Annotated in this window: 5 protein-coding genes; all 5 read left to right on the top strand. The window is 68.0% G+C overall.

Features of this window, described 5'->3' with window-relative positions:
- The first annotated feature begins 483 nt into the window (after positions 1-483).
- The 5 genes from J5F18_RS09875 to J5F18_RS09855 all read left to right on the top strand — a co-directional run bounded on the left by J5F18_RS09875 (position 484) and on the right by J5F18_RS09855 (position 12,052).
- A complete protein-coding gene (locus tag J5F18_RS09875; RefSeq protein WP_346302065.1) occupies positions 484-2,757 on the top strand; it encodes a toll/interleukin-1 receptor domain-containing protein in 2,274 nt (757 codons plus the stop codon).
- A 24-nt stretch (positions 2,758-2,781) separates the two neighbouring features.
- Positions 2,782-4,116: a TRAFs-binding domain-containing protein gene (locus tag J5F18_RS09870; RefSeq protein ID WP_346302064.1), complete on the top strand. Its 1,335-nt coding sequence runs from the start codon at positions 2,782-2,784 to the stop codon at positions 4,114-4,116.
- Positions 4,117-4,186: 70 nt separating this feature from the next.
- Positions 4,187-5,869: a hypothetical protein gene (locus tag J5F18_RS09865; protein ID WP_346302063.1), complete on the top strand. Its 1,683-nt coding sequence runs from the start codon at positions 4,187-4,189 to the stop codon at positions 5,867-5,869.
- An 85-nt stretch (positions 5,870-5,954) separates the two neighbouring features.
- Positions 5,955-10,079 carry an AAA family ATPase gene (locus J5F18_RS09860; protein WP_346302062.1) on the top strand — a complete coding sequence of 1,375 codons (4,125 nt, stop codon included), beginning with the start codon at positions 5,955-5,957 and terminating at the stop codon, positions 10,077-10,079.
- 164 nt (positions 10,080-10,243) lie between these two features.
- The gene (locus tag J5F18_RS09855; protein WP_346302061.1) at positions 10,244-12,052 is read left to right on the top strand and encodes an N-acetylmuramoyl-L-alanine amidase; all 1,809 of its coding nucleotides are present in this window, start codon (positions 10,244-10,246) and stop codon (positions 12,050-12,052) included.
- The last annotated feature ends 68 nt before the right edge of the window (positions 12,053-12,120 follow it).

Raw genomic sequence — 12,120 nt, 5'->3', positions numbered from 1 at the left:
TGGTTGAACTGGCTGAATCCGCAGAGAGCGATGCGCGGCGCTTTCCGGAAAGCACTGATCGCCGTGCTGGGTTTCGTGCTCGCCACCGTCCACCTGACAATCTTTGACCCCTTGTTTCTCAGACGCGGGCGGCTCAAGCGGCTGCTCGACCTGAACCGACCCGGAGACAGCTGATGCCCCCGCTCTGTTTCGTGCTGATGCTCTTTGGCCACAAGCTGGTCTCCTTTGGGGCGCTGGTCGATTTCGACGCCGTCTTCGAGGCACTCGTCCGGCTACCCTGACCTTGATGAACAACCTGGCCGAGACGCTGCGGGACCAGCCTACGAGCACTTGTGACGCGCGACTTCTGCCGCCCTCTGACAACTATACTTCCGGTGGGCAGTGCCTGAGTGAGCCCCGGGCACGATAACCCCTTCCTCTCGCAAGGGCGCGGTTGAAGGATATACCGGATGTCCGACGGGTAAGAACAGGAGCCCCACGCTCATGAACCCCGCCACCCCTCCCCCCTGGGACCTGTTCATCAGCTACCGGCGCACAGACGCCGACATCGTGGACGCCTTGGCGGCGGCGCTGGAACGCGCCGGGGTCGGCGTCTGGCTTGACCGCAGCGAGATCGACGATGCCGACAGCATCCAGGCTCGCATCGATCAGGGGCTGGCCAACAGCCGCGCCCTGCTCGCCTGGTATTCGGCGGACTATCCGCACTCCCGCCCCTGCCAGTGGGAGCTGACCGCCGCGCTGATCGCCGCCCGCGGCGAGACCGCGCCGGTGCGCCGGCTGCTGGTGGTCAATCCGGAAATCGACGCGGATCACCTGGTGCTGCCTGAACTGCGAGACATCGAGCACCTCTCGGCCCCCGCCGGGGTATCCGATGCGGCGGGTGTGGACACCCTCGCCGAGCGCATCGTGAAACTGCTGCAGCCCATCCAAGGAACCTTCGGTGCGCGCGCCTTGGCCCGGCCGCCCTGGCACGGCTACGCGGCGCTGGGCTCCAACCGCTTCGTCGGCCGGGTGCAGGCCCTGTGGGACATCCACGCCGCCCTGAGCGCCGGCGACTTCGCCATCGTCAGCGGCCAGCCGGCACCGGTCAGCCGCGGCCAACTCGCCCAGGTGCGGGGCAGCGGCGGCATCGGCAAGTCGCTGCTGGCCGAGGAATACGCGCTACGCTTCGGCGCCTTCTGGCCGGGCGGGGTGTTCTGGCTACGCGCCTACGGCCACAGCGACCGGCCGGAGGAGTCCGCCGCAGCGCTGGCCCAGCGGCGCGACGACGAATACCGCGACCAGCTCGGCAACTTCGCCCTGGCTCAGGGGGTGGACATCCGCGAACTGGACACCCGACAGATCCGCGCCCTGCTCACCAACCGGCTGCAGGAACTGGGGCCCTATCTGTGGATCGTCGACGACCTGCCCGACGGCGACCGGGCCGAGCTGGAGCGCTGGCTGGCGCCCTCCAGCAACGGCCAGACCCTGCTCACCACCCGCTCGCGCCGCCACGACGCCCTGGGCAAGCCCATCGACCTGGGCCTGCTGCCCCATTCCGATGCCCGCGCCCTGCTCACCCGCGACCACGCCCCGCAGGATGACGCCGAGCGGAAGGCCGTGGAGGACATTCTCACCCGCCTGGAAGGCCATGCCCTGGCGCTGGACGTGGCCCGCGCCGCCTGCCAGCGGCAGGGTTACCAGGGCTTCCTGGCGCGGCTGCAACAGCCGGACCGCGACGCCTTGGCGCTGGCCGCAGAGCTGGCCGGGGAACTGCCCAACGGCCACAACCCGAGCATCGCCGTCACCTTTCTCGGCAGCATCCAGGCGCTGCCGCCCGAAGGCCTGGATTTCTTGCGCCTGTGCGCCCAGCTGGCCGCCGCGCCGGTGGAGCGCAGCCTGGTCGCCCGCTGCCTGGCGATCGTCGAGGGTCTGGAGGAAGAGACCGCCGAGGACCGCGCCGACCTCGGCATGCACCAGGCCATCCAGGCTTCGCTGGCCGAAGCGGTGCGCGGCCGCCAGGCCGCCACCGTCCACACCCTGATCGCCCGCACCCTGCGCCTGCATGATGCTGCCGAGACCGACCGCCAACGCGCTCTGCGCGAAGCGGCGCTCAACGTGCTCGCATCGGACTTGGAACAGGTGACCGACATCCGTCATCACGACGCGCTGCAGGACGCCCTGGCCCACGCCAGGGTGCTGGCCGAACAGCCGGGCACCGCCGCGGAATACGCGCTTACCGGCTGGCTCGGGCGCTATGAACTGGAGCGGGCCAATTACCGGGACGCGGAACGGCTCTATCGCCAGCAGTCCGAGGGGTATACCCGCCTGTTCAGCGAGGCGCACCCCGACACCCTGACCTCGATGAACAACCTGGCCGTGACGCTGCGGGACCTGGGCGATCTCGCCGCCGCGCGGGTCCTGCACGAGCTGGTGCTGGCCGCGTGCCGCCGCGTGCTCGGCGAGGAACACCCCCACACATTGAGTTCGATGAATAACCTGGCCGGGACCCTGCGGGCCCAGGGCGATCTCGCCGCGGCACGTGCCCTGCAGGAGCAGGTGCTGGCCGCCCGGCGCCGAGTGCTCGGCGAGGAGCACACCGACACTTCCATAACCGCCTGGAATCTTTTGATGACCCTGTATGAAATGCAGGACGACCCGGCGGCCCATACTATTCTTGATGAGAACCTGCTCTGGCTCCTGCAGCGCGATCCCACCTCCCTCACGGCCGATCAGCGCGAGATCCGGGAAATGCTGCGGGACGCACTGAGCGGCTAACCCGATATCCCGAAGGAATCCTCCATGCACCGCCCCCTCTGCTTCGTCCTGATGCCCTTCGGCAAGAAGCCCACCCCGGCCGGGACCCTGGTGGACTTCGACGCCGTCTACCGGGACCTTATCGCCCCCGCCATCGAGGCGGCCGGGCTCGACCCTCTACGCGCCGACGAGGAGATGACCGGGGGCATCATCCACAAGCCCATGGTCGAGCGGCTGATCCTGTGCGAGTACGCGGTGGCCGATCTCACCACCGCCAACGCCAACGTGTTCTATGAGCTGGGCCTGAGGCACGCGGTACGTGCGGCCAGCACGGTGCTGATTTACGCCGAGGAGAGCGGCCAGCTGCCCTTCGACGTGGCGCCCCTCAGGGCCCTGGCCTACCGGCTCGGTGCCGAAGGCACGCCGGGGGAGCCTTCGGCCGGTTGCGCCGCCCTGACCGAGCGGCTGCGCGAGGCCCGTCACGCGGCGCCGGACAGCCCGGTGTTCCAACTGGTGGAGGGCTTTCCCGACATCCAGCGTCTCAAGACCGATGTCTTCCGGGAACGGGTGGCCTACGCCGACGACATCAAGCAGAAGCTGGCCGCTGCGCGCCGGCAGGGGGTGGAGGCGGTGCGCGCGGTGGAGGGGGAACTGGGCACGCTCGATGACGCCGAGGCCGGGGTGGTGATCGATCTTTACCTTTCCTACCGGGCGGTCAAGGCCTGGCAGGCGATGATCGACCTGGTCCCGAGGATGCCCCCACCGCTCGCGACCACCGTGCTGGTACAGGAGCAGCTGGGCCTGGCCCTGAACCGGGCCGGCCGCGGCGAGCAGGCCGAGCGGGTGCTGCTGGAACTGATCGCCCGGCGCGGCCCCAGCAGCGAGACCTACGGTATCCTCGGCCGCGTCTACAAGGACCGCTGGGAGCAGGCCGCCCAGGCCGGCGACACCCTGCTCGCCAAGGGGCTGTTGAACAAGGCCATCGACGCCTACCTCAAGGGCTTCGAGGCCGACTGGCGCGACGCCTATCCCGGTGTCAATGCCGTTACCCTGATGGAGCTGCGGGACCCGCCCGATCCCCGCCGGGAGAGGCTGATCCCCGTGGTGGCCTACGCCGTGGAGCGGCGCATCGCCTCGGGCAAACCCGACTACTGGGACCACGCCACCCTGCTGGAGCTGGCGGTGCTGGCCCAGGATGAAGCGGCCGCGATGGCCGCCCTGGCCGACGCCCTGGCCGCCATTCGCGAGCCCTGGGAGCCGGAGACCACCGCCCGCAACCTGCGGCTGATCGGCGAGGCCCGGCAGCGGCGGGGAGAGGGTGTGCCCTGGGCGCAGGAAGTTGAGACGGCCCTGATCAGCAGAACACAGGGGAGCACCTGAACCGTCATGCCTTCGAAACGCGCTCGACCCTCTGCAGACTGTCCTCGATTACCGCCGTGAGATAGCCAGGATGGAAGACGTCTCCTTGCTGGGCGGAGAGCCCCACGTCGTTTTCCTGGCCATCCTGCTGGTCTCGGTACCCCTTGCCGTCATCCTGTCGCTGATCGTTCTCCGGCGCTATCGCAAGGCGGTGCTGCGTTCCATGATGGCCGCGGCGCAGGACGGTGACGACACGACCGCCATGCGCCTCGCCTTGGAGGATCAGCCCGGGGAACGGAGTGGTGTCACCGAGCTTCCCATCCAGACCTTCGATCATCGATCCCGGCCAGAGCCGGCCCCGGCCACCGGGCCGATGCGCCGCGGCGGGCGGGCACGGCGCCGAGCGGCCCTGGTGTACGGCGTCGCCGGCGCGCTGCATGCCGCGATCGCCACCACCCTGCTGTTTCTGTTCAACGACATCGAGTTTCTGCCCGTGCGCACCGCCTCGGTGTGGTTTCTGATGGCCTGGCCCGTGGTCCCGACCCTGGTCCTGGTGGCCGTCGGCAATCGCTATCTGAAACTCCTCGGTCCGGTCGCCTTTCTGGCGGCATCCTGGTTGCTGAGCCCCATCCCCTTCGTTGAGTTCATGATCATCTGGGCGGTGTACATGGGCATGCCGACGCTGTTCCTGCTGGCCGTGGGCAACCGGCGGCTGCGCGCGGTGGGGCCCATCCTGCTGGTCGTCGTGTTTCTGGTGGTCGGCGGGATGCTGATGGCCTTGAACACGCTCTTATGGCTGCTGGTCAGCAGCGGGAATCTGGATGTGTGGCCGGTCGCTGTCGTGATCGGGCTGACGATGCTGGGGGGCTTCGGCCTGGCGGCCTGGCGCTTTCTGCGCTGGATCGCCCGGCGCTTCCAGCGCAAGCAGAGCAGCGATCAGATGCTGCTGCTGGATGCCTGGTGGCTGCTGTTCACCCTCTGGCAGTGCATCTTCCTGTCCATACCGGGCGGCCTGCTGGGACTCCTGGGGCTGCTGGCCTTTGCCGGCTACCGGCTGGTGCTCGGCATTGGCCTGCGGCCGCTGCATGCGGCCGCCGCTCGGCTCTCCCCCGCGAGGCTCCTGCTGCTGCGGGTATTCGGTTTTCGGCGGCGCAGCGAGCACCTACTCGATGAGCTGGGGCTGCGCTGGCGCTATGCGGGCAGCGTACAGCTGATCGCCGGGCCCGATCTGGCCACCGCGAACCTGGAACCCCATGAGTTTCTCGAGTTCCTGGGCGGGCGCCTGGAGCGTGGCTTCATCAAGGATGCCGGGGATCTGGAGCAGCGGTTACGGGAGATGGATCTCGCGCCGGACCCGGACGGCCGCTTCCGGATCAACGAGTTCTTCTGCCACGATGACACCTGGCGCCTGGCCCTCAAGCGTCTGGCCGCCGAGAGCGACGGCGTGCTGATGGACCTGCGGGGCTTCTCCCCTGCCAATCGGGGTTGCCTGTACGAGCTGCGACAACTGCTGGAGCTGGTGCCGTTGCCGTCCATCATCCTGACGGTGGACGGCAGCACCGACGAGGCCTTCCTCACGGCCACCCTCGACGCCATCTGGTCGTCGCTGCCTGCCGGCCGCTCCCCCGCCAGCGGGCCGCTGCGCATCCTGCGCGTGGAACGCCAGAGCCCCGCCGAGGTACGCCAGCTGGGCACCCTGCTCGACATGGCCGTCGGATCGAGTCCGCACAGACAGGGCGCCGCGGCAGAACAGGCCACTGCCCAGCGCCCTTGAGGCTGTTCACGGCCACGGCGCTTTCGGCTCGCCGAGCGGCTAAAATCGTAAAGCAAGCCGGTGGCTTCCGAGAGGCGTGCTCCGGATGGTCCAGACCCTGCGAATTTTCATCTCCTCCCCCGGCGACGTGGGCCAGGAGCGGGCGATCGCCGAGCGGGTGATCGCACGGCTGCGGGGTGAGTTCGGGGCATCGGCGCGGCTTGAACCCCTCCTGTGGGAACACGAGCCGGTACGTGCGACCCGCTCCTTTCAGGAGCAGATCGTTCGCCCCGCCGAGACCGACATCGTCGTCTGCATCCTGTGGTCGCGTCTGGGCACGCGCTTGCCCGACGGGTTCGAACGACGGCCGGACGGCACGCCCTATGAATCCGGCACCGCGTTCGAATTCGAGGATGCCAGCCGCGCCTTCGATGAGCACGGCGTGCCCGACCTGCTGGTCTACCACAAGACGGCCGAACCACTGGTCTCGCTGCGTGACCCGGAGCGCCTGCGCCGCCAGCAAGCGCAGTGGGCGGCGCTGGAAGCCTATCTCAGGCGCTGGTTCTGGAATGCGGACGGAACCTTCAGGGCCGGTTTCTCCCAGTTCGAGACCGTCGAGGAATTCGAGCAGCTGCTCGAAGCACACCTGCGCCGCCTGATCGGCGACAAGCTGAAGGACAAGCTGAAGAAAGACGGGATCGAGCCCGGCGAAGACCGCAGCGTCGTGACCTGGCATCGCGGCTCGCCGTTCCGGGGCCTCGAGGTGTTCGAGTTCGAGCACGCGCCGGTGTTCTTCGGGCGCACCCGGGCGATCGGGGAACTGCGGGAGGCGCTGGTCCATCAGGCGGCCCGGGGCCGCGCCTTCGTGCTGGTGTTCGGCATGAGCGGCTGTGGCAAGTCCTCCTTGGTGCGCGCCGGCCTGCTGCCGATCCTCACCCAGCCGGGTGTGATCGAGGGTGTCGGGCTGTGGCGCTGGTGCGTGTTCCGTCCCAGCGATGCCGCAGGCGGGCTGTGCGATGGCCTGGCCCGTTGGCTGACCGCCGAGGGGGTGCTGCCCGAGCTGAGTGAGGCGGGCGCCAGCGTCGAGGAGCTGGCCGAGGCCTTTCGCCAGGCCCCGGAACAGGCCATCCCGCTGCTGCGCATGGGGTTGCACCGCGCCGCCGAGGCGGAAGGCGAGCGAGAGAAGCTGGTGCGCCCCCCCGAGCCCCGACTGGGGGTCGTCATCGATCAGCTGGAGGAGCTGTTCACCCTCGACTGGATCGACGCCAGGGAGCGGGAGCGGTTCGTCGCGCTGCTGTCCGCCCTGGCGCAGAGCGGTCCGGTCTGGGTGATCGCCACCATGCGCAGCGACTTCTATCACCGCTGTGCCGAGCTGCCCGTCCTGACCATGCTCGCCGGGGACGCGGGCCAGTACCACCTGCTGCCGCCCCGGCCGGCCGAGATCGGCCAGATGATCCGCCAGCCGGCGCAGGCGGCGGGGCTTGCCTTCGAGGTCGATCCGAAAAGCGGAATCGGCCTCGATGCGGCCATCGAGGAGGCCGCCGTCCGCGACCCGGGGGCGCTGCCGCTGCTGGAGTTCACGCTGGAGGCGTTGTATCAGGCGGCGCATCGGGCCCAGCGCCGGGTGCTGAGCTTTGATAGCTACCAGGCCCTTGGCGGACTGGAAGGCGCGCTGGCGCAACGCGCCGAGGAGACCTTCGAGGGCTTGCCGGAGGCGGTGCAGAAGGCCTTGCCTGCGGTGCTGGCCGCGCTGGTGACGGTCGACCCGCGGCAGGACAAGCCGGCGGCCGCACGCCGGGTACCGCTGGACGCGGTCGCCTCCACCCCCGAAGCCACAGCCCTGGTCGATGCCCTGATCCAGGCCCGGCTCCTGGTGGCCGACCGAACGGACGGCAGCGACGGCAAAGGCAAAGTAGTGGTGCGCGTGGCCCACGAGGCGCTGTTGGCACACTGGCCGCGGCTGCGGGCATGGATAGAGGAAAATCGGGACTATCTGCGCACCCGGGCAAGGGTCGAAGCGGCGGCGGCGCTTTGGCTGCAGAACAACAAGGACAAAGCCTTCCTGCTGGTGCCAGGCAAGCCCTTGACCGAGGCCAGGGAGCTGCTGGCCCGACACCGCCCGGAGTTGGAGTCGTCGGTTGTCGATTTCATCGAGGCCTCGATCTGGAAGGCCCGGCGCAAGCGTATCTCGCTCGGTGCCGTTGCCGTTGCGATCGTATTGGCTATCGGAGTCGCCGTCTTACAAGGTCAGGAAGTCGCACGCCAGGTTCAGGAAACAGCGCGCCAGGAGAATATTGCCCTTGCCCGGCAGCTGATCTATCAAGCCGAAGCACTACGCGATCAGCCCGAGCGCCTGGAAGAGAGGGTACGGACGGCGCTGCAGGCGCTGGTGCACTTCAAGGAACTGGACATGCCTTCCGTCGAGGCCGATCAGGCCGTTCGCCGGGGGATGGCGCTGCTGCCGATTCCCGCCGGCGAGTACCATCTCGATATCGGGGCGATCAGTGCCGAAGCGGCGGTCTTCGACCCGACGGGACGGTTTCTCGCCGTAGCGGACGAGCGCTCTCGAGTCCTGGTGTGGGATACGGTGCAGGAGCGGCAACATGCCGCCTGGTCTGATGACCTTCCTGCATCGGCCTCGGTGCTGGCGGTGGATGTCAGTATGGACGGCGCACACCTGGCCACCTTGGCTTACGATGCGAGCCCGAACGCTGGTGTCTCGACGGTGACGGTCTGGCAGCTTCCTGAAGGGCGTCCTCGTATCGCCTTTCAACGGCAGGGGCGGCTGGAAAGACTGCGGCTAAGCCCGACAGGCCAGCAGGTATATGCAAGCAAGCACTTGGAGCCATGGTGGGGATGGCATATCGCCAGCGGCGAGGAGCTTGAACCTTTTGCGGACACCCAATTCGTCCACTACGACCTGGCCTTCAGCCCCGACGGCCGGCATGTGGCGACCGCCATCCGCGAGAAGGGCACTCGAGATCATATCGTCCGCATTTTAGAGGTAGACACCGGCAAGGAAAGCAATCGCTGGGTGGAAGATGCGCGGGTTGGCTCGCTGGGCTGGACGGCGGATTCGCGGAAAATCCTCATCGGCACGCCCGAGACCGTGCTATCGCGGGAGGCGGCAACCGGTCAGCAAAGGGCCAGTTATCCCCGGGACGGTTCCGGATTTGTACTGAGTCCGGATGAACGCTTGATCGCCGAGCGCATGGAGGGCAACACCACACAGGCAGAGGTGAGGATGGCTGAGACCGGTCATGAACGCTTTCGCCTCAGCCACCCTGCCGAGATCAAAGCGATGGGGTTTCGAGCGGGCAGTCGCTCGATCGTGACGCTCACAGTTGGTGCAGGTGCAGGTGATCGCAAGCTTCACGTATGGACGCTGGAGGGAAGCCGTTGGTTGGCGGAGCTGAGCCACGACGATGCCATCACTCGCCTGGACTTCAGCTCCGATAGCACGCTGGTGGTCACGGGCAGTGCGACCGGCGAACGCTGGTGGAAACTTCCCGCCCAGCATGAAGCCCTCGAGCTTCCCCGGGAGTCCAGCAGCGAAGCGGCTGCCCCCGGCCCCGGCCAATACCAGGTACGCCCAAGCGGATGGCCGGTTCCGCCAGGCGAGAAGAGCCGCGTCGATATCCTGGACGTGAGGGGAGAGAGGCTTGAAAGCCTTGAGTTTCCATCTTTCGTTCTGGCCGCGGCGATCAGCCGTGGTGGGCGCCGTTTGGCGGTCGTTACAGGCGACATTACGCGCGGGGGCTGGAGGCTCACTTTGGAGATCTGGGATCCGCACCGCGGTGAACGCCTGGAGGCAATCCCGTACCCGGTGCTGGTGGCTGACGCCTATGCAGGATTTCTCGCATTCAGCCCGGATGACCGATTCATCGCCACGGCCAGCCGAGAGGGCTTCACGCTCTGGGATGCGGAAAGGCTGGCTCAGACGGGCATCATCCCGCATCCCGCTCCGCGGACCCTGGCCTTCCAGCCGCATGGAAACCTGGCGGCGACGGCGGGCCGGGATCAAGGCATTCGCATCTGGGACCGAGCCAACTGGCTGGAGATCGCGAGGATAACAGAGTTGGAGGACGGGCTGACGAAGGAACTCGTGCTGAGTCCCGATGGCCGCTGGCTGGCGACCTTGAGCGACGATGGCGTCGTGCGGCTCTGGCTGCTGCAGCCCGATGACCTCATCGCTCAAGCCTGTGCCCGTCTGCGGGGGGCTTGCCCGTAGACTTGCTTGTAGTGGAGCCTGGCACCGCGCCCGGCGAAGCGATAAGGCCATTTCCAACTACACTTCATCCAGGCAGTCGCCTGGATGAAGGCGCCTCTGTTCGCCCTCCCCGATCAGGCTCCACCCGACCGAAGCCTGCCACGTCCACCGAGGAGACCGCCGCCATGTCCGTGGTACCCAAAAGCTGGATGCCCAAGGCCGCGATGCAGCGCATCGTCTTCCACTGGACCGCCGGCGCCTATCGGGCCTCGGCCCTGGATCGCAAGCACTACCACATCCTGATCGAGAGCGACGGCAAGCTGGTGCAGGGGACTCACTCCATCGCCGACAACGCCTCCACCGCGGATAACCACTACGCCGCCCACACCCGCCGGCTCAACACCGGCTCCATCGGCATCTCGGTCTGCTGCATGGCTGAGGCCCGGGAGCGCCCCTTCGATGCCGGGCGTTTCCCGATGACCGAGACGCAATGGCACAGCATGGCCCAGGTCGCCGCCGACCTCTGCGACGCCTATACGATTCCCGTCACGCCCCAGACGGTACTCGGCCATGGTGAGGTGCAGGGCACCCTGGGCGTCCAGCAGCTGGGCAAATGGGACCCGCTAGCCCTGCCCTGGGAGCCCACGCTCTCCCCCGCCCAGGTCGGCGAGCGCTTCCGCAATCTGGTCAGCGCCCTGCTCCAGGGGGTCGACAGCGATGACTCCCTCGGCGCGGAGCTGGCGGCCCAGCTGTTCGGCAGGCCGCTCCAGGGCGCCCTGCATGCCGACGAGGACGCCTTTCTGCGGGTGGAGAGCCTGGTCGAGGATGGCGAGCGCGCCGCCGATCGCTGGCAGCTGCTGAACGCCTCCCAGGACGGGCTGGTCCTGCTGCCCGGCGGCGCCACGGAGCCGGTGTTCCTGGAGTGCGTGTTCCTGGACGGCGAGACGACGATCCCGGACGAGGCCAAGGAGGCCGAGGTCGCGGCCCTGGTGATGGCACACGGCTATGTGCGAGCCGAAGAGCTGGCCACCGCCCTGGACGCGCCCCTGGTCTTCGATGCGGACAAGAACCTGCTCGAGATCGGGGAAAAGCCCACCCGGCGCCGCTCCCGGGCGTCGTCCAGTCCCGAACCGCGGCGCCTGGTCGTCAAGCGCGGCGATACCCTGTTCGCCCTCGCCGCCCGCCATCTGGGCAACGGCAGCCGCTGGCCCGAGCTGCTCCAGGCCGATGGCACGCCCTTCGACGAGGCCTCCGCCCGACGCCTGGCACCCGGTGACGTGGTCCTGGTTCCGGCTCGGCCCGGATCGCTCCCTCCCGATGAGCCCGACGCCACCGGCAAGGCGGCGGACCCGGCCCAGGACGCGACCACCACGGACGACCTGGTCCGGCTGGATCCCTCGGCCACCGACGCGCTGATCGAGCGCTGCATCGATGCCGCCGACCCGGAGCTTCGCACCGAGGCGGCGGGCTCCATTCCCTTGATCGTGGCGGAATGCCTGGTCAGCGGGGTCACCCTCAAGGCCCAGATCGCCTATGTCCTGGCGACCTCGGAGCACGAGTCGAAATGCGGTCGCTTCATGCGCGAACTGTGGGGGCCGACCGCCGCCCAGCGGGGGTACGAGGGCCGACACGATCTCGGCAACACCCAGCCCGGGGACGGTTTCCGGTTCCGCGGGCGCGGCTATGTGCAGATCTCCGGCCGGGCCAACTACGCGTTCTGGTCCCACCGCCTCGGCCTCGATCTGGTGGCGGACCCCGACCTCACCTACCAGGACCCGAGCATCGCCGCCCGCATCCTGGTCCACGGCATGCGCGACGGCACCTTCCGTCCGCCCCACAAGCTCCTCCGCCACCTCAACGAGGAGCGTACCGATTTCTACAATGCCCGTGAGATCATCAACGGCGACAGGGCCCAGGTGGATGCCGGACATGCCCAGGACCGAGGCACCCGGATCGCCAGGATCGCGGAGCGCTACCTGGCAGGGATGGAGTAATCGGCAGGGACGCCCGACCAGCGATCGGCCTAAATATAACAAATAAAGGTTATTTTAATAGCAAATAA

The organism is Halomonas sp. BM-2019, from assembly GCF_017584085.1.
This window is presented reverse-complemented; position numbering and strand designations above follow the sequence as displayed.

Coding starts and splice junctions, on each gene's coding strand:
- J5F18_RS09875 (WP_346302065.1), top strand. CDS start 484: ATGAACCCCGCCACCCCTCCCCCCTGGGACCTGTTCATCAGCTACCGG.
- J5F18_RS09870 (WP_346302064.1), top strand. CDS start 2,782: ATGCACCGCCCCCTCTGCTTCGTCCTGATGCCCTTCGGCAAGAAGCCC.
- J5F18_RS09865 (WP_346302063.1), top strand. CDS start 4,187: ATGGAAGACGTCTCCTTGCTGGGCGGAGAGCCCCACGTCGTTTTCCTG.
- J5F18_RS09860 (WP_346302062.1), top strand. CDS start 5,955: ATGGTCCAGACCCTGCGAATTTTCATCTCCTCCCCCGGCGACGTGGGC.
- J5F18_RS09855 (WP_346302061.1), top strand. CDS start 10,244: ATGTCCGTGGTACCCAAAAGCTGGATGCCCAAGGCCGCGATGCAGCGC.